Source organism: Ruegeria sp. C6 (assembly GCF_056537625.1).
On the sequence record NZ_JBQFRW010000001.1, the window covers coordinates 658512 to 681188 of the forward strand.

27 protein-coding genes are annotated in these 22677 nt (G+C 60.8%); 19 read left to right on the forward strand and 8 right to left on the reverse strand.

The genetic code is table 11. From position 1 onward, the window contains the following. Positions 1–263 precede the first annotated feature (263 nt). A complete protein-coding gene (locus tag ACR0MJ_RS03245; protein ID WP_480760274.1) occupies positions 264–1634 on the forward strand; it encodes a DNA-packaging protein in 1371 nt (456 codons plus the stop codon). Positions 1635–1707: 73 nt separating this feature from the next. On the opposite strand, the gene ACR0MJ_RS03250 is transcribed toward ACR0MJ_RS03245, so the two are convergent. Next, entirely contained in the window at positions 1708–1962 is a 255-nt protein-coding gene (locus tag ACR0MJ_RS03250; RefSeq protein WP_170598023.1) for a hypothetical protein, read from the reverse strand. Positions 1963–2385: 423 nt separating this feature from the next. On the opposite strand from ACR0MJ_RS03250, the gene ACR0MJ_RS03255 reads away from it, so the two are divergent. From ACR0MJ_RS03255 to ACR0MJ_RS03335, 17 genes are all read left to right on the forward strand, one after another. Continuing rightward, the gene (locus tag ACR0MJ_RS03255; RefSeq protein WP_480759182.1) at positions 2386–2895 is read left to right on the forward strand and encodes a hypothetical protein; all 510 of its coding nucleotides are present in this window, start codon (positions 2386–2388) and stop codon (positions 2893–2895) included. Positions 2896–3010: 115 nt separating this feature from the next. Further along, a complete protein-coding gene (locus tag ACR0MJ_RS03260; RefSeq protein WP_170403126.1) occupies positions 3011–4171 on the forward strand; it encodes a phage portal protein in 1161 nt (386 codons plus the stop codon). Beyond that, on the forward strand, positions 4164–4382 hold the full coding sequence (locus tag ACR0MJ_RS03265) for a GTA head formation protein, RCAP_rcc01685 family (RefSeq protein ID WP_480759186.1): 219 nt from the start codon (positions 4164–4166) through the stop codon (positions 4380–4382). Before ACR0MJ_RS03260 ends, ACR0MJ_RS03265 begins: the two co-directional genes overlap by 8 nt. Before the next feature lie 26 nt (positions 4383–4408). After that, positions 4409–4954: an HK97 family phage prohead protease gene (locus ACR0MJ_RS03270; protein ID WP_480759188.1), complete on the forward strand. Its 546-nt coding sequence runs from the start codon at positions 4409–4411 to the stop codon at positions 4952–4954. A gap of 35 nt (positions 4955–4989) precedes the next feature. Then, on the forward strand, positions 4990–6168 hold the full coding sequence (locus ACR0MJ_RS03275; protein WP_170403117.1) for a phage major capsid protein: 1179 nt from the start codon (positions 4990–4992) through the stop codon (positions 6166–6168). Positions 6169–6340: 172 nt separating this feature from the next. Beyond that, positions 6341–6940 carry a head-tail connector protein gene (locus ACR0MJ_RS03280; protein ID WP_170396484.1) on the forward strand — a complete coding sequence of 200 codons (600 nt, stop codon included), beginning with the start codon at positions 6341–6343 and terminating at the stop codon, positions 6938–6940. Further along, positions 6937–7275 carry a head-tail adaptor protein gene (locus ACR0MJ_RS03285; RefSeq protein WP_170422221.1) on the forward strand — a complete coding sequence of 113 codons (339 nt, stop codon included), beginning with the start codon at positions 6937–6939 and terminating at the stop codon, positions 7273–7275. Before ACR0MJ_RS03280 ends, ACR0MJ_RS03285 begins: the two co-directional genes overlap by 4 nt. Beyond that, on the forward strand, positions 7272–7685 hold the full coding sequence (locus tag ACR0MJ_RS03290) for a DUF3168 domain-containing protein (RefSeq protein ID WP_170422219.1): 414 nt from the start codon (positions 7272–7274) through the stop codon (positions 7683–7685). Before ACR0MJ_RS03285 ends, ACR0MJ_RS03290 begins: the two co-directional genes overlap by 4 nt. Before the next feature lie 20 nt (positions 7686–7705). After that, positions 7706–8119, forward strand: coding sequence for a phage major tail protein, TP901-1 family (locus ACR0MJ_RS03295; RefSeq protein ID WP_170396490.1), 414 nt, complete (start codon positions 7706–7708; stop codon positions 8117–8119). Continuing rightward, positions 8119–8433, forward strand: coding sequence for a gene transfer agent family protein (locus ACR0MJ_RS03300; RefSeq protein WP_480759191.1), 315 nt, complete (start codon positions 8119–8121; stop codon positions 8431–8433). Before ACR0MJ_RS03295 ends, ACR0MJ_RS03300 begins: the two co-directional genes overlap by 1 nt. Next, complete coding sequence (locus tag ACR0MJ_RS03305; protein ID WP_170403104.1) at positions 8430–8639, forward strand: rcc01693 family protein; 210 nt, start codon at positions 8430–8432, stop codon at positions 8637–8639. Before ACR0MJ_RS03300 ends, ACR0MJ_RS03305 begins: the two co-directional genes overlap by 4 nt. Continuing rightward, positions 8626–9288: a phage tail tape measure protein gene (locus ACR0MJ_RS03310; RefSeq protein WP_170403101.1), complete on the forward strand. Its 663-nt coding sequence runs from the start codon at positions 8626–8628 to the stop codon at positions 9286–9288. Before ACR0MJ_RS03305 ends, ACR0MJ_RS03310 begins: the two co-directional genes overlap by 14 nt. 12 nt (positions 9289–9300) lie before the next feature. Then, positions 9301–9933 (forward strand): phage distal tail protein, Rcc01695 family, encoded by a 633-nt coding sequence (locus tag ACR0MJ_RS03315; RefSeq protein ID WP_480759195.1) that lies wholly within the window; start codon positions 9301–9303, stop codon positions 9931–9933. Further along, positions 9933–10817, forward strand: coding sequence for a DUF2163 domain-containing protein (locus tag ACR0MJ_RS03320; RefSeq protein WP_480759198.1), 885 nt, complete (start codon positions 9933–9935; stop codon positions 10815–10817). The genes ACR0MJ_RS03315 and ACR0MJ_RS03320 overlap by 1 nt, the downstream gene beginning before the upstream one ends. After that, the gene (locus ACR0MJ_RS03325; protein ID WP_170396502.1) at positions 10817–11257 is read left to right on the forward strand and encodes an NlpC/P60 family protein; all 441 of its coding nucleotides are present in this window, start codon (positions 10817–10819) and stop codon (positions 11255–11257) included. The genes ACR0MJ_RS03320 and ACR0MJ_RS03325 overlap by 1 nt, the downstream gene beginning before the upstream one ends. Beyond that, complete coding sequence (locus tag ACR0MJ_RS03330) at positions 11257–15237, forward strand: baseplate multidomain protein megatron (RefSeq protein WP_480759201.1); 3981 nt, start codon at positions 11257–11259, stop codon at positions 15235–15237. Before ACR0MJ_RS03325 ends, ACR0MJ_RS03330 begins: the two co-directional genes overlap by 1 nt. Before the next feature lie 2 nt (positions 15238–15239). Next, positions 15240–15536, forward strand: coding sequence for a DUF7742 family protein (locus ACR0MJ_RS03335; protein ID WP_170403088.1), 297 nt, complete (start codon positions 15240–15242; stop codon positions 15534–15536). Here the strand turns inward: ACR0MJ_RS03335 and ACR0MJ_RS03340 are convergent. Then, positions 15517–15855, reverse strand: coding sequence for a TraR/DksA C4-type zinc finger protein (locus ACR0MJ_RS03340; RefSeq protein ID WP_170396506.1), 339 nt, complete (start codon positions 15853–15855; stop codon positions 15517–15519). The two genes, ACR0MJ_RS03335 and ACR0MJ_RS03340, sit on opposite strands and share 20 nt — an antisense overlap. Positions 15856–15941: 86 nt before the next feature. Here ACR0MJ_RS03340 and cysE point away from each other — a divergent pair, with 86 nt between their 5' ends. Then, complete coding sequence (gene cysE, locus ACR0MJ_RS03345; RefSeq protein ID WP_170396508.1) at positions 15942–16751, forward strand: serine O-acetyltransferase; 810 nt, start codon at positions 15942–15944, stop codon at positions 16749–16751. A gap of 72 nt (positions 16752–16823) precedes the next feature. Here the strand turns inward: cysE and ACR0MJ_RS03350 are convergent, their stop codons facing one another. The 6 genes from ACR0MJ_RS03350 to ACR0MJ_RS03375 form a co-directional block, all read right to left on the reverse strand. Next, complete coding sequence (locus tag ACR0MJ_RS03350; RefSeq protein WP_480759204.1) at positions 16824–18125, reverse strand: pyruvate dehydrogenase complex dihydrolipoamide acetyltransferase; 1302 nt, start codon at positions 18123–18125, stop codon at positions 16824–16826. A gap of 1 nt (position 18126) precedes the next feature. Further along, positions 18127–18387, reverse strand: a complete 261-nt coding sequence (locus ACR0MJ_RS03355; protein WP_170403080.1) for a hypothetical protein — start codon at positions 18385–18387, stop codon at positions 18127–18129. After that, positions 18387–19760, reverse strand: coding sequence for a pyruvate dehydrogenase complex E1 component subunit beta (locus ACR0MJ_RS03360; RefSeq protein ID WP_170396514.1), 1374 nt, complete (start codon positions 19758–19760; stop codon positions 18387–18389). The genes ACR0MJ_RS03355 and ACR0MJ_RS03360 overlap by 1 nt, the downstream gene beginning before the upstream one ends. A gap of 15 nt (positions 19761–19775) precedes the next feature. Beyond that, positions 19776–20765: a pyruvate dehydrogenase (acetyl-transferring) E1 component subunit alpha gene (pdhA, locus tag ACR0MJ_RS03365; protein ID WP_170396516.1), complete on the reverse strand. Its 990-nt coding sequence runs from the start codon at positions 20763–20765 to the stop codon at positions 19776–19778. Positions 20766–20937: 172 nt separating this feature from the next. After that, positions 20938–21237 (reverse strand): septum formation initiator family protein, encoded by a 300-nt coding sequence (locus tag ACR0MJ_RS03370; RefSeq protein ID WP_170396518.1) that lies wholly within the window; start codon positions 21235–21237, stop codon positions 20938–20940. Between the two features lie 130 nt (positions 21238–21367). Further along, the gene (locus ACR0MJ_RS03375) at positions 21368–22558 is read right to left on the reverse strand and encodes a phosphoglycerate kinase (RefSeq protein WP_480759206.1); all 1191 of its coding nucleotides are present in this window, start codon (positions 22556–22558) and stop codon (positions 21368–21370) included. Positions 22559–22677: the final 119 nt, after the last annotated feature.

The window sequence follows — 22677 nt, forward strand, 5'->3', positions numbered from 1 at the left end:
ACAGGCAAACATGACTTTGATTACCCCGGAAGAGCGGATTTCTCAGACGGCTGATTTGTTGCAGTCGCTCGAAAGATCCATTCGCGATCTGCGCCAAGCAGCGGAAGAACTGCGAAAACAGATCGGTGCCGGGGAGGATGCAAACCTTGCCGGAACAGGCAAGCAACTGGGTCAGCTAGAGGGGCTGATCCGCAGTTGCCAGAAAGTGGAGACAAGCTTTGTCGAACAACATCACAGACAAGCCGGAATTGCCCAAGGGGGCTATGCGCTCGACCTTGATCGGGCACGATCTGAGATCGGGTGCAGGCTGGCTCGCCTCCGCGCCTGCTGCGGTGCAGGACAGATTTCTGAGTGAGATCGGGGAGGGGGGGCTGTGTGCCCTCCCTTTCCTGTTCGAGTTCTGGGCGCTGCCGCATCAGTTGCCGCCCGAGGGCGACTGGCGGTCGTGGGTGATCATGGGCGGGCGCGGGGCCGGTAAGACGCGGTCGGGGGCCGAGTGGGTGCGGTCGGTGGTCGAGGGGTCATTGCCTCTGGATCGGGGGCAGGCGTGTCGTGTGGCTCTGGTCGGTGAGACATTTGATCAGGTGCGCGATGTGATGATCTTTGGGGATAGCGGGATATTGCAGTGTTCACCGCCGGATCGGCGGCCTGTTTGGAAGGCGTCTGAACGCAAGCTGGTTTGGCCTAACGGGTCCGAGGCGCAGGCGTTTTCGGCGCATGATCCCGAGGGGCTGCGGGGGCCGCAATTCGATGCGGCCTGGGTGGATGAGCTGGCCAAGTGGAAGAAGGCGGGCGAGACCTGGGATATGTTGCAATTTGCGCTGCGGCTGGGGGAACGGCCGCGGGTCTGTGTGACCACGACGCCGCGCAATGTGAAGGTTTTGAAGGATTTGCTGGCGTCGCCGTCGACCGTGCAGACCCACGCGCCGACCGAGGCGAACCGGGCCAATCTGGCGGACTCGTTTTTGCAGGAGGTGCGCGCGCGTTACGCGGGCACGCGGCTGGGGCGGCAGGAGTTGGACGGGGTGCTATTGTCGGACGCCGAGGGGGCGTTGTGGACGGGTTCGATGCTGGAGGCGGCACGCTGTGCGCAGGTGCGCGCATTGGACCGGGTTGTCGTGGCGCTGGACCCGGCGGTGACGACGGGGTCGGATGCGGATGCCTGCGGGATCGTGGTCGTTGGTGCTCAGTTGCAGGGGCCGCCCGAGGACTGGCGGGCCTATGTGCTGGCTGACCGGACGGTGCAGGGCGTTGGCCCGGCGGGCTGGGCGCAGGCGGCGATTGACGCGATGGGCGAGTTTGGGGCCGAACGACTGGTGGCCGAGGTCAATCAGGGCGGGCAACTGGTGGAAGAGGTCGTGCGGCAGGTGGACCCTTTGGTGCCTTATCGCGCGGTGCGGGCGTCGCGCGGCAAGGTCGCGCGGGCTGAGCCTGTGGCGGCGCTGTACGAACAGGGGCGGGTAAGCCATGTGGCCGGGCTGGATGCGCTAGAGGAGCAGATGTGCCAGATGACCGCGCGCGGGTTCGAAGGGCAGGGCTCACCCGACCGGGTCGACGCGTTGGTCTGGGCGCTGCATGAGTTAGTTGTGGCACCTGCGGGGGCGTTTCGGCGGCCCAAGGTGCGGAGTTTGTGAGCACTTTGAGGGTTGCTCTACAAACAATCATATTTCGCCTTAAGGGCTGCTCTTTCGCTGGGCGCATTCAGGTTCAGGACGTTGGGTACTCTTGATTCCAACTGTCCTCGTATTCGCCGAGCAACCGGGACAACGTCAGCAGCGAAGAAAACAGCCTTGCGTGGACATCCGGCGACATCATTGTTTTGTAGTCATCAAGCAGCTGCACAAGAACGACTACGTTGGAGGCAAACACCTCATAGACGTGTTTGTCGGCAGCGGTCGGTTCCTTGGTCCAGTTATTGTTTGTATCGGAGTGTCCGGACGGCACAGGTTCGTTTTCATTCATCGGGTGGCCTCTTCAATTTGAAGCACACGTGGGGGCATGTGAAACGCAGACAATTGCCGTGGCATGAAATCACAAGAACTTGGCGGTGATTGCAAAGGATTTAAGTTAAGTGTCCAGCAAGCCGCTAAGCCTTACAATTGGCCATGATGGATTCAGGGACAGGATTGGCCTGATCGGGTCGACGCGCCGGTCAGGGCGCTGCATGAGTTGGTGGTGGGGCCAGCAGGGGCGCATCGGCGTCCTCGGGTAAGGGCTTTGTAAGAGATAATGCTTCTTCTGCGTTCTGTTACTGTTAGTCCCGACTTGCATATCTTTGTCGGCAGCGTTTACCTGCCTCGGAATTGGGCTGAATGCGAGTAAAGTCAAATGAGTAGCAATAGGATTCTGGGCTATCTTCTGACGTGCATCGCCGTATTTCCCGTCTTGGCATCGGCGCAACTTCTGGGCAGCCCTTACGGGAAATTCACATTCGTTTTGCGGGTTGAGGACAGCGGTGATCAGGCTGGTATTCACTCCATCGCCACTGCGGTTCAGATTTTGGACAATCAAGAAAAAGTAGGATCTGAGCCTAACGCCCAGGATGCTGAACTTAGCTTTTTCTTTGCTTCCGGACGCGGTTTTATTGAGAATGATAGAGTTTCTATCAAAGCCCTCGAGCAGTTTCCTAGAGAATTGGTTGATGCAGTAGTTAATCTGCCTACCAATACTGACATTTGTTATGTTCAAGGCTTCAAACTGTTGGTGCAAGACGGCTCTCGTACACAAAATTTGGTCGTTTCAGTTCATGATAGTACTGACGCCGAAATGGAGGATGCTTATCGGTGTTTTGCCGCGGGTGTTTGGTACTTCAAGTTTGGAAACATCGGCGGGTTTGAGGCGAGCCGTTGGAGAGAAATGCTGGCTAAAGTAATTGGCTCTAGTAGACGAGATTAATGATCATTTCTGTCCGTTGCCCACCCCCCGTACGCATCATTCCCGGGGCTTAAACTTCTTTCCGTCATAACTCCTTTCAACAAGCCGAGCAGAGCGGCGGCAGAAAGGAGCACAGATGGTATTCGATTTCTTGCGTCGTGGATCGGCTGGCGAGGCGCCCGAGGTGAAGGCGAGCGCGGCGGGGCCGGTTGTGGCGTGGCAGACGGGTGGGCGCGTGGCGTGGAGCCCTCGGGATGCGGTGTCGCTGACGCGGACGGGGTTTTCGGGGAATCCGGTGGGGTTTCGCTCGGTCAAGTTGATTGCCGAGGCGGCGGCGGCGTTGCCTTTGGTGTTGCAGGATCTAGCGCAACGGTTTGATGTTCATCCGATCCTGTCGCTGATGCGTCGTCCGAATGCGGCGCAGGGGCGGGCGGAGTTGATGGAGGCCTTGTTTGGGCAATTGCTGCTGTCGGGCAATGCTTATGTCGAGGCCGTGCAGGCCGATGAGGGCCTGCCGGTTGAACTGCATGTGCTGCGATCCGACCGGATGAGCGTGGTGCCGGGGGCGGATGGGTGGCCAAAGGCGTATGATTACGCAGTGGGCGGTAAGACGCATCGGTTTGCGGCGGAAAATATCTGTCATATCAAGTCGTTCCACCCGCAGGATGATCACTATGGGTTCTCGCCGATGCAGGCGGCGGCGATGGCGATTGATGTGCATAACAGCGCGTCCCGGTGGTCGAAATCGTTGTTGGATAATGCGGCGCGGCCTTCGGGGGCGCTGGTGTGGAAAGGCGATGGCCACGGGGTAATGGCCGAGGATCAGTTCCGCCGCCTGTCCGATGAGATCGAGCAGAATTATCGCGGGGCGCGGAATGCGGGCCGTCCGATGGTTCTGGAAGGGGGGCTGGATTGGAAGCCGATGGGGTTCTCACCGTCCGATATGGAGTTTCAAAAGACCAAGGAAGCCGCCGCCCGCGAGATCGCGTTGGCCTTTGGGGTCCCGCCAATGTTGTTGGGGATACAAGGCGATGCGACCTATTCGAACTATCAGGAGGCCAACCGGGCGTTTTATCGCCTGACCGTGCTGCCCCTGGTGACGCGGGTGGCGGCGGCGGTTTCGGAATGGCTGGTGGGCTTTACCGGCGAAGAGCTGGTGCTGAAACCCGATCTGGATCAGGTGCCTGCGTTGTCGGCGGAACGCGATGCGCAATGGGCGCGGGTCAATGGGGCCGATTTCCTGACGGATGCTGAAAAGCGGGCGTTGCTGGGGCTACCTGAGCGTGCGGATGTCTGAGGGGTATCCTCCGTTCGACTGCTCGCCGGGTCTGCGCCTGGCGGCGCATGAGCGGGTATCCGAGATCCAGCATGCGCACCTGTGCAGGCGTCTGGATCAGATCGAAGAGATGATGGAGCGGCTGGAGAAGCGGTTGTGGCTGACGGTCTATGGCGTGGCCGCCGTGATCCTTGCGCAAGCCTTTCAGTCTATCTTAGTGGTAACGCCATAAGTTCAGTATGTTACATGGAGAAGTTCATGGAGTTGGAGCATAAATTCGCGCGTTTTGGCGATGGTTTGTCGGTGTCCGACGATGCGGTGATCGAGGGTTATGCCAGCCTGTTTGGGCAGGTTGATCAGGGCAGTGATGTGGTGCAGCGCGGGGCGTATCGCGGCTCGCTGGACGGGCTCGCTAAGGCCGGTCAGCGGGTCAAGATGCTGTGGCAGCACGATCCGGCACAGCCCATCGGCGTCTGGGACGAGGTGCGCGAGGACGACACTGGCCTGTGGGTCAAAGGGCGCTTGCTGGAGAGCACGCAGAAGGGCCGCGAGGCGGCGGAGTTGATCCGGGCGGGCGCGATCGATGGCCTGTCGATTGGTTATCGCACCAAGCGGGCTGTTAAAAATGACAAGGGCCAGCGGGTCCTGACCGAACTGGAGCTGTGGGAGGTGTCTTTGGTGACCTTCCCGATGCTGCCCAGTGCGCGGGTGGCGGCGAAGGGGACGGACCCTGAGGCCGAGAACACCTGGCGCAGTATTGCCGAGGTGTTCGACGACGCTCGGCAGGAGCTGGCGCGGACCTAGCGCGCCTCAATTCCACCCCGAAAAAGGAAGTGCTGATGAGCAAGACCGAGACTCCGGCCTTGACCGGAGAGGGTGAACCCCTGGTTCAGGAGGTGAAGCAGGCGATGGCTGGCTTCGTGAATGAATTCAAGGGCCTGAAGGCTGAAGTTAAAACCAAACTGCAACAGACAGAAGAGCGACTGACCATGCTGGATCGTAAATCAACCATCGCGGCGCGCCCGCATCTTGCGGCCTCGATCGAGGACGGCGCACCGCATCAGAAGGCCTTTGACGCCTATGTGCGTTCGGGCGAGGATGACGGGCTGCGCGGGCTGGAGATGGAATCGAAATCTTTGTCGACGGCGGTGAACAGTGATGGCGGATTTCTGGTTGATCCGCAGACCGCTGAGGCGATCAAATCGGTACTGAATTCGACCGCTTCGATCCGTTCGATTGTGTCAGTGGTAAATGTCGAGGCGAACTCATTTGACGTTCTGATTGACCACACGGATGTGGGTGCGGGCTGGGCTGATGAAAACTCCGCCACAGCGGAAACTGGTACGCCGTCGATTGACCGTATCTCGATCCCGCTGCACGAGCTGAGCGCGCTGCCCAAAGCGTCGCAGCGTCTGTTGGATGACAGTGCGTTTGACGTCGAAGGCTGGCTGGCCGGTCGCATCGCCGACAAGTTTGCACGGGCCGAGGCGGCGGCGTTCATCAATGGTGATGGTGTGGACAAGCCCAAGGGTATCCTGACCCATCGTACGATGGAAAACGGCAGCTGGGGCTGGGATAGCCTGGGTTATGTCGCGTCGGGCATTGATGGTGGCGTCGATGCGGATGCGATTGTGGACGTGGTCTATGCGCTGGGCGCGCAGTACCGGGTGAACGGCACTTTCGTGATGAACTCGAAAACCGCGGGTCTGATCCGCAAGCTGAAGGACAGCGATGGCCGCTTCCTTTGGTCGGATGGCCTAGCCGCTGGTGAGCCTGCGCGTCTGATGGGCTATCCGGTGCTGATTGCCGAGGACATGCCGGATGCGGCGACCGACAGCTATTCGATTGCCTTCGGTGACTTCCAGTCGGGCTACACCATAGCCGAACGTCCCGATCTGCGCGTGCTGCGCGATCCGTTCAGCGCCAAGCCGCATGTCCTGTTCTACGCGACCAAGCGCGTGGGCGGTGATGTGAGCGATTTTGCTGCAATCAAACTGCTGAAATTCGGCATCGCCTAAGCGGTGGCGGATCCGGGGGGCTGCAAGGCCCCTCGGGCGGCGGGCGCGGGCCGGGGTGAGATCCCCCGCGTTGTCTAGCTGCTCCCCTCCGTCCGAGCAACGTGGGGCGGCGCGTGCCCGTCATTTTCCAAGGATACGGCCCCGGAGGGGTCCGAGATTGCGGAGTGAATGGATGATGTTGATCGAAGAAACCGCCATCGCGGATGCGGCGCTGCCGGTGGATCAGTTCAAGGCGCATCTGCGGCTGGGCACGGGGTTTGCCGAGGGCAATGTGCAGGACGAGGTGTTGAATGGCTTTCTGCGTGCGGCCATTGCGGCGATTGAGGCGCGCACCGGTAAGGTGCTGATCGAACGGGATTTCTCGTGGAGCCTGAACGGTTGGCGCGATCCAGCAGGTGAAGTGCTGCCGGTGGCCCCGGTGGTCTCGGTTGCTGCGATCACGCTGACGGATGCGGCGGGGACCGACACGCTTGTGGATGCCGAAGCTTACCGTTTGGAGCGCGACATGCAGCGCCCTAGGTTGCGTCCGGTTGGCGCTTGTTTGCCAAGGGTGCAGACCGGCGGCTCGGTGAAGATTGCCTTCACTGTCGGGATGGCCACGGATTGGGGCGGGCTGCCCGCTGACCTTGGGCAGGCGGTGCTGCTGCTGGCGGCGCATTACTACGAATACCGCGATGAGACGGCGCTGGGCGCGGGGTGCATGCCATTTGGTGTCACCAGTCTGATCCAGCGTTATCGAACTGTGCGCTTCGGCGCGGGGGTGACGCAATGAGCGCGCCGCGACTGAATCGCAAGCTGGTGCTGGAGGCTCCGATCCGTAGTGCCGATGGTGCGGGCGGCTATACCGAGACATGGGCTGCGCTGGGCGCGCTTTGGGCCGAGGTGACGGCACGTAGCGGGGCGGAACGCGCGGTCGGTGGCGCCTCGGTGTCGCGGGTTGGCTATCGGATCGTAGTCCGGGGCGCACCTGAGGGATCATCCATGCGGCCCACGCCTGATCAGCGATTTGTTGAGGGGGCGCGCCGGTTTGTCATTCGTGCAGTGGCCGAGCGCGATCCACGCGGCCAGTACCTGACTTGTTTCGCAGATGAAGAGGTGGCCGCATGAGCTATGGCGTTGCAGCCGCTTTGCAGGCGGCGGTGTTTCAACAATTGGCGGGCGATGCGCAGGTCAGCACCCTTTCGGGTGGTGCGATCTATGACGCGGTGCCGTCGGGAGTGTTGCCGCAAACTTACGTGACACTTGGCCCGGAAGAGGTGCGCGACGCGTCGGACCGGACGGGCGCAGGCGCGGTGCATCGGTTCACGGTCTCAGTGGTGTCCGAAGCGGCGGGCTTTGGCGCGGCCAAGACATTGGCGGGCGCAGTGTGTGACGCGCTGGAAGGCGCGGCGTTGACATTGGACCGGGGCCATCTGGTGGGGCTGTGGTTCGAACGCGCTAGCGCCCGACGCACGGGAACCGGCGGCGCGATCCGCCAGATCGATCTGAGATTCCGCGCCCGCGTGGAAGACGACTAAGCAATCAACGGAGAGAGCATATGGCTGCCCAGAACGGAAAAGACCTGTTGGTCAAAGTGGATATGAACGGCACCGGCCTGTTCGAGACCATCGCGGGGCTGCGCGCCACGCGTATCAGTTTCAACGCGGAAAGTGTGGATGTGACCAGCCTGGAAAGTCAGGGCGGGTGGCGCGAGCTGCTGTCGGGGGCCGGGGTCAAATCGGCCGCTATTTCGGGCTCGGGCGTGTTCAAGGATGCGGGCACAGATGAGCGTGCGCGCCAGCTGTTCTTTGACGGTGAGACGCCCGGCTTTCAGGTGATCATCCCCGATTTCGGTATTGTCGAAGGCCCGTTTCAGGTCAGCAGCATCGAATATGCGGGCTCGCATAACGGTGAGGCGACCTACGAGATGAGCATGGCAAGCGCCGGCGCGCTGAGCTTTACGGCGCTCTGATGGCCAATCCGTGGACGGGCGAGGTGGCGCTGACAATCGATGGGGAGCAGCGGGTGCTCAAGCTGACATTGGGTGCTTTGGCGGAATTGGAACAAGAGCTGCAGGCCGGGTCTCTGGTCGAGCTGGTGCAGCGGCTCGAGGGTGGCGCGTATTCCAGCGGCGATGTGCTGGCGTTGCTTGTTGCCGGGCTGCGCGGCGGCGGGTCTCAGGTGACCCGCGATGATCTGCTGCATGCCGAGATTGCGGGCGGGCCGATGGCGGGGGCCAAGGCGGCAGCCGAGTTGCTGGCGCGGGCCTTCATGGTGCCCGAGTGAGCGGGTTCGACTGGGCCGTACTGATGCGGGCCGGGTTCCTCGGCCTTCGGCTGACGCCGGATCAGTTCTGGCGTCTGACCCCGGCTGAGCTGCGGCTGATGCTGGGGCAGGGCGCCGGGATGCCCGCGATGAACCGGGCAGGGCTGGATGCGCTGCTGGCGGCCTATCCGGACAAGACACAAGGAGAGCGTAATGACGGATCGTGATGGTTTTGACGACCTGCAGGAGCGGGGAGAGGCGCTGGGTGATGCGCTGGGCGATGCGGCGACCATGGCCTCGGCATTTGATGGCCAGATGCGGCGGATCAAGGCCGCGTTTGAAGAGACCGGCAAGGATGTGGCCACGCTCGAGCGTGGCATGTCCGGCGGGTTGCGCAAGGCGTTTGATGGCGTGGTGCTGGACGGAATGAACCTTTCAGGCGCGCTGGATGTGCTGAAGAACTCGATGATCCGCACGGCGTATTCGGCGGCGATCAAACCTGTGACGGATCATTTTGGCGGCATGCTGGCCAACGGGGTTGGTGGGTTGGTTCAGGGGATTCTGCCCTTCGCGGACGGAGGCAGTTTTTCTCAGGGCCGTGTGATGCCGTTTGCCAATGGTGGGGTCGTTAGCAGTCCAACCATGTTCCCGATGCGAGGCGGCACCGGGTTGATGGGTGAGGCGGGTCCCGAGGCGATCATGCCACTGGCGCGCGGGGCCGATGGCAAGCTGGGTGTGCGGTCACAGGGCGGCGCGCGAGCGGTCAACGTGGTGATGAATATCTCAACACCGGACGTGCAGGGGTTCCGCCGCTCTCAGGGGCAGATTGCGGCGCAGATGAGCCGCGCATTGGGCCGCGGCAATCGCAACAGATAAGGGGAGCAGGCGATGAATTTCCACGAGGTGAGATTTCCCGCCAGCCTGAGCTTTGGCTCGGTCGGTGGGCCGGAACGGCGCACGGATATCGTGACGCTGGCCAACGGGTTCGAAGAACGCAACACGCCCTGGGCGCATTCGCGCAGGCGCTATGATGCCGGGCTGGGGATGCGGTCGCTAGACGATATCGAGACGCTGATCTCGTTTTTTGAGGCGCGGCAGGGCCAGATGTTTGGATTCCGCTGGAAGGACTGGTCGGATTTCAAGTCGGGCGCAGCAACGGCTGAAGTCGACAAGGGCGATCAGGTGATTGCGCGCGGGGATGGCGAGACGACCGATTTTCAGCTGATCAAGAGCTACAGCTCGGGTGGATTCAGTTATGTAAGGCCAATCCTGAAGCCGGTACTGGGGACCGTGACGCTGGGGCTGGATCAGGACGCGCAACGCGAAGGCGTGGACTTTGAGGTCGATCTGGCGACCGGGCGCGTGATGTTCTCGGCCCCGCCGCCTGAGCAGGTCGAGATTACAGCCGGGTTTGAGTTCGACGTTCCGGTACGGTTCGACACCGACAAGATCCAGACCAGCGTTGCCAGCTTTCAGGCCGGTGACGTCCCGAACGTACCGGTGGTCGAGGTGCGGGTCTGATGAGCGGGGACAAACAGGCGCTGCAGGCGCATTTGCAAAGCGGGCTGACCACCACCTGTCGTTGCTGGGCAATCACGCGCAGCGACGGGCAGGTCTATGGTTTCACGGATCACGATATGGAGTTGCGCTTTGACGGGCTGGTGTTCAAAGCCAGCACCGGTCTGACCGCTGCGGCGATCGAGCAGGCAACCGGCCTGTCGATCGATAATACCGAGGCGATGGGCGCGCTGTCTGATGCCTCGGTCCGGGAAGAGGATATCGAGGCGGGGCGCTTTGATGGGGCCGAGGTGCGGGCCTGGCTGGTCAATTGGGCCGATCCTGAGCAGCGGATGCTGCAGTTTCGTGGTTCGATTGGCGAGTTGCGTCGCGCTGGCGGGGCGTTTCATGCGGAATTGCGCGGGTTGACCGATCTGCTGAACCGGCCTTTAGGGCGGATTTATCAGAAGCCCTGTACGGCAGTGTTCGGGGATAAGGCGTGCCGCTTTGCCCTGGAGACGCCGGGTTATCGCGCTGAGGCTGAAATTGTCGCGCTGGACGGCGCGGCTTTGCGTTTGCAGGGCGCGGAGAGTTCTGATGCGGGTTGGTTTGAACGCGGCAGGCTGGATGTGCTGGACGGGGCTGCGCAGGGCCTGTGGGCCTCGATCAAGCTGGATGAACAGGTCAGAGATGGCCGCGATGTCACGCTGTGGTCGGCGATTGGCGGCGGGCTGGCGGTTGGGGACCGGGTCCAGCTGATCGCCGGGTGTGACAAGCGCATGACCACTTGCCGACTGAAGTTCAACAACATGCTGAATTTTCAGGGCTTCCCTGACCTGCCGCACGAGGATTGGGTCATGGCCGTACCCAAGCGCAGTAGTCAACACAAAGGGGGAAGCAGGCGGTGATGCGGACAAAACAAGATATCGTGGACGAAGCGCGCGGATGGCTGGGCACACCTTATGTTCATCAGGCCTCTGTTCGGGGTGCAGGCGCTGATTGTCTGGGCTTGCTGCGGGGCGTTTGGCGCGCGGTGATGGGGCATGAGCCTGAGGCGGTGCCGGTCTACAGCATGGATTGGTCCGAGCCGCAGGGTGAGGAACGCATGTGGGCCGCAGCCCGTCGCCATCTAGTCGAGAAATCGCCCGATGATTTGGCCCCGGGGGATGTATTGCTGTTTCGGATGCGGGATGCGGCCGTGGCAAAGCATCTGGGCATCGTCAGCGCCCAAGACCCGATGCGATTCATCCACGCCTATACCGGGCATGGTGTTGTTGAAAACACGCTGAGCGAGCCTTGGCGTCGCCGCGTGGTCGCTTGTTTCGAATTCCCGCTGGAGGATTTCTGATGGCCACAATAGTTCTGTCTGCTGCAGGTGCGGCAATAGGTGGTTCGATCGGGGGCTCGGTTGCGGGTCTGTCCACGGCGGTGATTGGCCGCGCGGTCGGGGCGACGCTGGGGCGGGTGATCGACAACCGGTTGATGGCCAGCCAATCCGTAATGGGCGGCGGCAGCGAGGTGGTCGAGACCGGGCGTCTGGATCGTTTCCGTCTCACCGAAACCGGTGAGGGTGCGACCGTCGCGACGGTCTTCGGCCGGATGCGAGTTGGAGGACAGGTCATCTGGGCCTCGGACTTTCTGGAAACCCGATCGACCTCGACGACGACGCAAACATCAGGCGGTGGCGGTGGAGGCAAGGGGAAACCCAAGCCCGTTGAAGTGACGACAACGACAACCACGCATAGCTACAGCTATTCTGTGTCTCTGGCGATTGCCGTGGGCGCGGGACAGGTTGCGGATATCACGCGTGTCTGGGCCGATGGTGAAGAGGTCGAGCGTAGATCGCTGAACATGCGAATTTATCGCGGCGATCACGAGCAATTGCCCGACCCGCTCATTGAAGCGGTCGAAGGGGCAGGCACGGTGCCCGCTTATCGCGGCACGGCTTATGTGGTGATTGAAGATCTGGCGCTGGGTCCCTTTGGCAACCGAGTGCCGCAATTCTCGTTCGAGGTGGTGCGGCAGGAACAAGACGAGATGCCGGATGCCGAGGACGCGCTGTCTCGGATCATCAAGGGGGTGGCCTTGATGCCGGGTACGGGGGAATACGCGCTGGCTTCATCTCAGGTTAATTACACCAAGGGCCGTGGGCGCAGTTGGGCGGCGAATGTCAATTCACCATCGGGCAAGTCCGATCTGGTGACCTCGACGCGGGCGCTCGACCAGGAATTGCCGGGCTGCGAGGCGGCTTCGTTAATCGTGTCGTGGTTCGGCGATGATTTGCGCTGCGGAGAATGCCAGATCCGCCCCAAGGTTGAACGCAAGAATATCGAGGGCGCAAACATGCCCTGGAGTGTTTCAGGTCTGTCCCGAACTGCGGCGGGGCAGGTGAAATGGCAGGATGGGCGTCCGGTTTATGGCGGCACACCGGCTGATGCGGCCGTAGTGCAGGCGATCCGGCACCTGAAGAAATCGGGCAAACGGGTTATGTTTTATCCGTTTATTTTGATGGAGCAATCAGAGGGCAACGGCCTGCCTGATCCGTGGTCCGATGCGCCGGATCAGCCACATTTGCCTTGGCGTGGGCGGATCACTTTGGATGTTGCTCCGGGGCGGCCAGGCTCGCCGGATCAAACAGCCGATGCGGATGCGCAGGTGGCGGCGTTCTTTGGTACGGCGCGCGCGTCACATTTCTCGACCAGCGGCAGCAAAGTGACCTATCGCGGCCCTAGCGAATGGGGATTACGGCGGTTCATTCTGCACTATGCGGCCCTTTGCAAGGCGGCGGGCGGCGTGGAGTCCTTCTGCATCGGGTCCGAGATGCGCGGGCTAACGCAAATCCGCAGCGCGTCTGGCTTCGCTGCAGTTGCGGGGCTGCGGTCTCTGGCCGCGGAAGTGCGCGCGATATTGGGGCCGGAAACTAAGATCGGCTATGCCGCAGACTGGACCGAGTATTTCGGGTATCAGCCGCAAGACGGCACCGGAGACCGGTATTTCCACCTCGACCCGCTTTGGGCCGATGAGAACATAGATTTTGTCGGCATCGACAACTATATGCCGCTGTCCGACTGGCGGGACAGGGCCTCGCATCTGGACGCTGAGGTGTCGAATGGGTCGATCTACGATCTGGACTATCTGCGCGGCAATATCGAAGGCGGCGAGGGGTATGATTGGTACTATGCCTCACCGGAGGAAGCCGAAGCGCAGATCCGAAGCCCGATCACTGATGACGATCATGGCGAGCCGTGGGTCTGGCGGTACAAGGACCTGCGCAACTGGTGGGCAAACCGACATCATGAGCGGATCGGGGGTGTGCGGCAGGAAACGCCAACGGGTTGGGTTCCGGGGTCCAAGCCAATCTGGTTCACCGAACTGGGCTGCGCGGCGATCGACAAGGGCACGAACCAGCCGAACAAATTCTTGGACCCAAAGTCGTCTGAATCAAATTTGCCGCGGTATTCCAACGGGGTACGGGACGATTTTATCATGGTTCAGTACCTTCGGGCCGTCCTTGGCTATTGGGGTGATGCTGAGATCAACCCGGTTTCAGATATCTATGACGGCCCGATGGTGGACCTGTCGAACGCCTTTGTCTGGGCTTGGGATGCGCGTCCGTTCCCGACTTTCCCGAACCTGCGGTCGCAGTGGTCGGACGGCGATAACTATGCACGTGGGCATTGGCTGAACGGGCGATCCGGGTCGCGGACTCTGGCCTCGGTCGTGACAGAAATCTGCCATGAGGCAGGGGTGACCGCGATTGATGTGTCCGAGCTCTACGGCGTGGTACGCGGTTACGCGGTTGAGGACGTAATGAACGCTCGGCAGGCCTTGCAGCCGCTGATGCTGCGCTATGGGTTCGACGCGATCGAGCGGGACGGGGTGCTGAAGTTTAAAACCCGCGACGGGCGTCGGGCCGTTGAAATCGACCCCGAGCAGATCGCCATCAGCGCGGATATCGACGGGCCAGTGGAACATCGCCGCGAGGCTGAGGCCGAGATGACCGGGCGTGTGCGTCTGCGGTTCGTCCAGTCGGATGCGGACCATGATGTTGTCGCGGAAGAGGCCGTCTTGCCTGATGACAGAACCCATTCGGTCGCCGTCAACGAAATGCCTCTGTCGATGACCCGCGCCGAAGGGCGTCAGACGGTCGAGCGCTGGCTGAGCGAATCCCGCATTTCGCGCGAGACGGCGCGCTTTGCTCTGCCGCCCTCGCTGCTGCATGTCGGGGCCGGCGATGTGGTGCGTTTGCCGGATGCCGGGGACGGAACGCTATATCGGATTGACCGGCTGGAACAGGCCGAGATGCAATTGGCGGATGCAGTACGGATTGAACCCGGCGTCTATACGCCGTCCGGCGTGCTGGACGATGTGGCGGCAGCCAAGCCGTTCATTGCTCCGGTGCCAGTTCTGCCGGTGCTCATGGATCTGCCGCTGATCACTGGATCCGAAGCGCCCCATGCGCCGTATCTGGCGATATCGGCCGAGCCCTGGCCCGGTAACGTGGCTGTTTATTCGGCTGCACAGGATGAGGACTATACCTTGCATCAAGTGATCGCGGGGCAGGCGGTGATTGGCTTCACCGAAACACCCCTGCGACGCGCAGGCGCTGGGATCTGGGACGAAGGGGCCGCGTTGCGTGTCAACCTGATCGATGGCGTGTTGGAGTCTCGCCCACGCTCGGCGTTGCTGAGTGGTGCCAATCTGGCTGCCATCGGTGACGGAACACCGGGCAATTGGGAAGTGTTCCAGTTCTCGGATGCGGTCTTGCAGGAGACTGGCGTTTACAATTTGTCAGGCCGCTTGCGTGGTCAGCTGGGTACGGATGCCCTGATGCCGGATGTATGGTCTGAAGCGTCTACCTTTGTCCTACTGGATGAACGTGTTTATCAGACCGGATTGCTGCGCACCGAACGCCGCGTGGCCAAGCATTACCGTATCGGCCCTGCAACGCGCGGCTACGAGGACCCGGCATATGTGCATCTGGTTGAAGCGTTCGATGGCAATGGGCTGAGACCTTATGCGCCAGTGCATTTGCAGGCTTCTGCGTCGGCTACCGGGGACAAGATCTCGTGGGTGCGCCGCACCCGGATTGACGGCGATGACTGGAGCGCATTGGATGTGCCTCTGGGCGAAGAAAGCGAATCCTATCTGATCCGCGTCTTCACTGAGGGTGCTTTGTTGCGCGAAACTGTCACCAGTGATCCGGTTTGGCAGTATTCTGCCGCGATGAAAGCCGATGACGGGCTGGCCGGACCCTACGATATCGCAGTCGCGCAGGTTTCGGCTACCTACGGACCCGGGGCGTTTGCGCGCCTTTCGGTCTGCTAGCCGTGCGGCCAGTCCTGCACGGAGATCTCAGCGCGGCGGCGCGGGCTTTGCTGGCCGCGCCGCGAACCGACCGCGATAGGATAAGCACCCTCCTGATTGCTGAGGCCGAACTGGCGGATCGACATGTCGCCAGAACAGGGCGGTTGCATCCTGTTTATGGAAATGGCTCGTTGATGGCAGCCGCGCGCTGCCGGCCCTTGGCAGACGAGCCAAATTTCGACGATCTGCAATATTGCCAATGTTTCGAGATGGTTCTGCGCAAACTGATCCGGTTCCAAATCAGCCAGATGCGCAGCTGACACATTTTGAGGCGGCAAGGTCCAGCTCTAGCCTTCCGTGCGCTATTTCCTCGCCGCAATCTTCGCAATAGCCGAATTCGTCTTCGTCCATCCGGTTCAGCGCGGCCCGAAGCCGATGCGTTTCGGTGTCGCGCCGGGCCTGTTGCGCCTTGGCCATTGCTTGATTTTGCAACGCATCCATCCGGCTGAGCCGACCCACTGCCTGTTGATCCAGCTCCACAACTGATTGCGCATCCTGACCGGCGGCGGATTGCGCGGCCAGATCGCGAAGGCGCTGGTGAATAAGCTTCCGAAAATGGTCCAGATCGGCTGAGTTCATTTTTTGTTGTAGTGCATATCAAGGGTTTGCGTTTGGTAATTTTACGACTAGATGGCTATTCTAAGCGCAGCAAAGGATGAAAAGCCATGTTCGAAACGCGCAGCCAAGTGACACCTGTGGACCCGGTTTGGGACCGCATCACCTCGGAAGCCCATGCAGCCGTCGAGAAAGAGCCGCTGATGGGTGGGTTGGTGCACGCCTGTATCTTGCATCACCGCAGTCTTGAGAGGGCATTGTCCTATCGCATCTCGGCCAAGCTATGCTCGAATGAGATGTCGATGATGGTACTGCGTGAGATCGTGGATGAGGCCTATGCTGACGACAAAGCGTTGATTGAAGCCGCGCGCGCGGACCTGATGGCTGTTTATGAACGCGATCCGGCCTGCCACCGCCTGCTGCAACCGATCCTTTATTTCAAAGGGTATCAGGCGATGCAGGCTTATCGCGTGGCCCACTGGCTTTGGAACAAGGGGCGCCATGATCTGGCGTATTTCTTCCAGATGCGATCTTCCGAGATATTCGGCATTGATATCCATCCAGCTGCCCGCATCGGTAAAGGCATCATGATCGACCATGCCCATTCTATCGTGATCGGTGAAACCGCTGTGGTTGGGGACAATGTTTCGATGCTGCATTCGGTGACGCTGGGCGGAACCGGTAAGGAAGAAGAACAGCGCCATCCAACCATTGGTGACGGCGTTCTGATCGGCGCTGGTGCTAAGGTTCTGGGCAATATCGAGGTTGGCCATTGCAGCCGTATCGCCGCCGGATCAGTGGTGCTGCAGGAAGTGCCACCGTGCACGACGGTCGCTGGCATTCCCGCCAAGATCGTGGGCGAGGCCGGGTGCGATCAGCCGTCAATCTCGATGGATCATATGCTGGGGAAAGACCAGTAATTCGGAGTGAATAGACGAAAAAGGCCGCCTTGGGGTTCGAGGCGGCCTTTTTTTGTGCATGATCTTCTGGGCTTAGGCCAACATGACCATCGGATTTTCCAGATTGTCGACGATGGCTTGCAGCAGCTGAGCGCCAAGCGCGCCGTCGATGACCCGGTGATCGACCGACATGGTGACGGACATGACGGTTGCGACCGTCAGTTCTCCGTCATCGCCCACGATGGGTTTCTTGAGGCCGGTACCAACTGCGAGGATACCTGCATGCGGCGGGTTCACGATGGCATCGAAATTGTCGATGCCGAACATGCCGAGGTTCGAGACCGCGAAAGTACCGCCTTGGTACTCGTGCGGGGCCAGCTTGCGCTCGCGGGCGCGTCCGGCGAGGTCTTTCATCTCGGCCGACAGCGCCGACAGCGATTTGGTGTCGGCATCTTGCAGGACCGGAGTGAACAGACCGCCCTCGATGGCGACGGCAACAGCCACATCCGAAGGTTTCAGTTGCAGAACCCGGTCACCCGCCCAGACGGCATTGCACTCGGGCACCTGCTGCAGCGCGTTGGCGACGGCCTTGATGATGAAGTCGTTGACGCTGAGCTTCACACCCCGGCCTTCGAGCTGCTTGTTCAACTGGCTGCGGAACTTGAGTAGCGCATCCAGCTTAATGTCGCGACGCAGGTAGAAATGCGGGATGGTCTGTTTGGCCTCAGACAGACGCGCGGCGATGGTCTTGCGCATGCCATCGAGTTTGATCTCTTCATATTCGCGGCCTTCGTACATCTTGGCCACGGCGTCCGCCGATGGACCTGCGGGAGCGGCGGCGGTTGGGGCGGCTGCAGCAGCAGGCGCAGGTGCCGCTGCAGGTGCGGCTGTGGCGCTTTCCACATCGGCTTTGACGATACGGCCATGTGGGCCAGAACCTGAGATTTGAGCCAGATCTAGACCCCTTTGCGCGGCAATCCGACGAGCAAGGGGGGATGCGAAGATACGACCGCCATCCGCTTTGGCCGGTGCCGCTGGGGCAGGGGCGGACGCCTCGGGTGCCGCCGGTGCGGCAGCCTCGTTGCCCGCTGCGGCAGCTGGCGCAGCCGCGGGAGCAGCGGTTGGCGTTGCACCGATATCATCAGCGCTTTCCCCATCTTCCAGCAGGACTGCGATGGCGGTGTTGACTTTAACGCCTTCGGTTCCCTCAGGAATAAGGATCTTGCCGACGGTGCCTTCGTCAACAGCCTCGAACTCCATTGTTGCCTTGTCGGTTTCAATTTCGGCCAGCAGATCGCCCGAGGAGACGGTGTCGCCTTCCTTGACGAGCCATTTTGCAAGTGTGCCTTCCTCCATCGTCGGGGACAGGGCAGGCATCAGGATTTCGGTGGGCATTTCAGCGCTCCTCAATCAGAGTAATTTGGTCAAAGGGCGCCTTGGGGCGCCCGGTGCCGCGTGCGAGTGTCGCAATCGCAGCCTCGATTTTGTCTTTGTTCTCCGCCATCCAGACATAGGCGGTCTGGTGTGAGGGGCGCGCGCCGATCAACCGCATATCCGCCGCCAATCGCTCGGGTACAAGCGCCCGCACGATGCGGTTGTCGATGTCAATCTCGACACGGTAGCATTCGGTTGCTGGATCGCGGCCCCTGATCTCCATTACCGGTAGGTCACCTGTTTCACCGCAGCGATCACCTCATCGGTGGTGATCAGCGCCAGCTTTTCGAGGTTCGCCGCATATGGCATCGGAACATCTTTGCCGGTGAGGGTGATGACCGGGGCGTCGAGATAATCGAACGCTTCCTGCATGACCACCGAGCTGATGTAGCTACCGACGGAACCTTGCGGCCAGCCTTCTTCGACAGTCACAAGACGGTTGGTTTTCATCACCGAGTTGATGATCGCACCGGTGTCCATCGGGCGGATAGTGCGCAGGTCGATCACCTCGGCGCTGATGCCGTCTTCGGCCAGTTTGTCTGCGGCTTCCAGCGCATATTGCATGCCGATGCCGAAGCTGACGATGGTCACATCCGAGCCTTCGCGCCAGATGCGGGCCTTGCCCAGCGGGATGGTCAGGTCATCCACTTGTGGCACGTCGAAGGACCGGCCGTAGAGGATTTCGTTTTCCAGGAAGACCACCGGGTTCGGGTCGCGGATGGCTGATTTCAGCAGACCTTTAGCATCGGCTGCGGAATAGGGCATCACCACTTTGAGACCGGGCACCTGCATGTACCATGCGGCGTAGTCCTGCGAGTGTTGCGCGGCCACGCGGGCAGCGGCACCGTTAGGGCCACGGAATACGATCGGACAGCCCATCTGACCGCCAGACATATAAAGCGTTTTGGCGGCAGAGTTGATGATCTGATCAATCGCCTGCATGGCGAAGTTGAAGGTCATGAACTCGACAATCGGTTTCAGCCCGCCAAAGGCCGAGCCGACGGCGATGCCGGTGAAGCCGTGTTCAGTGATCGGGGTGTCGATGACACGTTTGGCACCGAATTCATCGAGCAGGCCTTGAGAGATTTTATAGGCGCCCTGATATTCAGCGACTTCTTCGCCCATCAGATAGACATCTTCGTCGCCGCGCATTTCTTCGGCCATCGCGTCGCGCAAGGCTTCGCGGACGGTTTGCTGCGCCATCTCGGCGTCGGCAGGCCAATCGGGCGACAGGTCCACAACCGGAGCAGCGGGGGCTGCTGCGGCAGGAGCGGGGGCCTCAACCGCCGCAGGGGCGGCTTCGGCCTCCGCTGCGGCTGCGGGCGCAGCCACGGGCAGGGCGGAGGCGTCTTCACCATCTTCGACCAGGATCGCGATAGGGGTGTTTACTTTGACCCCTTCGGTGCCCTCGCTGATCAGAATCTTACCGACGATGCCTTCATCGACGGCTTCGAACTCCATCGTCGCCTTGTCGGTTTCGATTTCGGCCATGATGTCGCCCGAGGATACGGTGTCGCCTTCCTTGACCAGCCACTTGGCCAATGTGCCCTCTTCCATCGTGGGCGAAAGGGCGGGCATGAGAATTTCGGTTGCCATGTCTTATTCGTCCTCTCAGGCGTAGATATCAGTCCAGAGCTCGTCCAGCGACGGCTCGGGGCTTTCTTTCGAGAATTCGGCGGCCTGATTGACGACCTCTTTGATCTCTTTGTCGATCGCCTTCAGGTCATCCTCGGTCGCGTGTTTGCCGGTTAGCAGCAGCTCGCGTACATGTTCGATCGGATCGCTTTGTTCGCGGACCTTCTGAACCTCTTCGCGTGTACGGTACTTGGCCGGGTCAGACATCGAGTGGCCGCGATAGCGGTAGGTTTTCACCTCGAGGATGTAGGGACCTTTGCCCGCACGGCAGTGGGCGACCGCTTTTTCACCTGCGGCTTTGACGGCCAGCACATCCATGCCGTTCACCATTTCACCCGGTATTCCGAAGGCTTGACCGCGGTGGTAGATGTCGGCCGAAGAGGTCGAGCGTGCTTGCGCGGTGCCCATGGCATACTGGTTGTTCTCGATCACGAATACCACCGGCAGTTCCCAAAGAGCAGCCATATTGAAGGTCTCATAGACCTGACCCTGGTTGGCCGCGCCATCACCGAAATAGGTGAAGGTGACGCCGCCGTTCTCTTTGTACTTGTCAGCAAAGGCCAGACCCGCACCCAGCGGAACCTGTGCGCCAACGATGCCGTGGCCGCCATAGAAATTCTTCTCTTTCGAGAACATGTGCATCGAGCCGCCTTTGCCTTTGGACAGCCCGCCTTCGCGACCGGTCAATTCGGCCATTACGCCGCCCGGGTCCATTCCACAGGCCAGCATGTGGCCGTGATCGCGATAGGACGTGATGCGCTTGTCGCCTTCTTTGGCCGCGGCCTCAAGGCCGACAACAACCGCTTCCTGACCGATGTAGAGGTGGCAGAAACCCCCGATCAGACCCATGCCGTAGAGTTGACCTGCCTTTTCCTCGAATCGGCGGATCAGCAGCATCTCGCGGTAATATGTGGTCAGTTCTTCCGCAGAAACATTTGGTTTCTTTGTGGTTTTTCGGGCAGCCATAGTGGCGATCTCCCCCTTTCGGCAAGATAGTTTAGCGTTAAACTATCTCATAGAGCATTTCACACGTTCTGGCGAGTACTAATGTTACGCGAGGGCAGGATACGCGAGTTGCGGCCTGCCACAGCTTATCTTCCGGGCGTTAAGGTACAGAGATTCTTAGTCAAAAATTTCGTCAGCGGATGACGATCTCATCCGCGCGGATCATGCCGAGCACTGAGCGGGCCTGTTGATCCAGCAGATCGAGATCCAGATAGGTGTCTGACAGTCGGCGGGTCAGGTTCTCCATCTGCTCGATCTCGGCGTTCAGCTGCGCCAGATCGCGAGACAAAACATCGCGCTCGGCGGCAATCTCGACCCGGCGAAACAGACCGTAATCCCCTTGAACGGCGGCAAAGGTGAAATACACCCCCAGCATGAAGGCGATTGAGAAGAAAATGAAAGCCCCTAAACCGGGCCGATTGGAACGGGACACTGTGTTAACCGCCGTGTGAAATACTGCCTCAGAAACGCACCCTTTTTGGATGTCTCGACGCACTATGTCACAGGTGATTCGGGTTGTGAATCCCCTGTGTAGAAAAAGCTGAGACCTGAGGTTTGAGCGCTTACGGGTCCAGCGCGGCCACACCCGGCAAGGTCTTGCCTTCCATCCATTCAAGGAAGGCACCACCAGCAGTAGAGATATATGAGAAATCCGTTGCCGCGCCCGAGGCGTTCAGTGCGGCCACCGTGTCGCCCCCGCCCGCGACCGAGGTCAGCTTGCCATCGCGGGTTAGTGCAGCCGCCTTCAGCGCCGCCGCATTGGTTGCGGCATCGAAGGGGGTCAGCTCAAACGCCCCCAGTGGGCCGTTCCAAATCAGGGTCTGGCTTTTTTCCAGCACTTCGGACACGGCTGCGACGCTTTCGGGACCGGCGTCTAGGATCATCGAGTCAGAAGGGCACTGATCAGCGGGCAGCACCTGATGCGGCGCGTTGGCCTCGAACACTTCGGCCACGACGATGTCGCGCGGCAGGACGATCGTACAGCCAGCGGCTTCGGCCTTGCCGAGGATTTCGGCGGCGGTATCGGTCATGGCGTGCTCGGCCAGTGATTTGCCGACATCGATCCCCTGCGCCAGTAGGAATGTATTCGCCATGCCACCGCCGATGACCAGATAGTCAACCTTTTCGATCAGGTTGCCCAGCAGGTCCAGCTTGGTCGACACTTTGGCGCCCCCGACAACCGCTGTGACAGGCCGCTTGGGCGCGCCCAGGGCGGCCTCAAGTGCGCTCAGTTCCTGCTGCATCAGGCGTCCGGCACAGGCGGGCAGCAGACGGGCCAGCGCCTCGGTCGAGCTGTGGGCGCGGTGCGCGGCCGAGAAGGCATCGTTGCAATAGATGTCGCCCAGCTTTGCCATGCCTTGGGCAAGTGGGACGCTGTTCTTGGTCTCCTCGGCATGGAAGCGGGTGTTTTCCAGCAGCAGAACCTCACCTTCCGCCAGGGCGGAAGCTGCGGTTTCAGCCTCATAGCCCACGCAATCATCGGCAAAGCGCACGGGAGCCCCAAAAGCGGATTCAAGTGCTGGCACAAGCTGCTTCAATGACAGCTCGGGTACATGCTGACCACCGGGGCGTCCGAAATGGGCCAGCAGGATGGGTTTACCGCCTGCGGCGAGGATATCGCGCACGGTTGGCACGATCCGTTGAATGCGGGTGTCGTCGGTCACCACGCCATCCGCGACCGGTACGTTGATATCCACGCGCACCAGAACCCGCTTACCGCCAAGATCCATATCGTCCAGAGATTTCCAGCCCATCGCGCTCATCCTTGCCCATTGCATCCAGTTTCAGCGGTTCTTTTCCTGCATTTTGCGTTCAGGTCAATGCGTCACTTGGCATTCGCGCGCCCGCGTCATAGGTATTTGCGCAAGTTTCA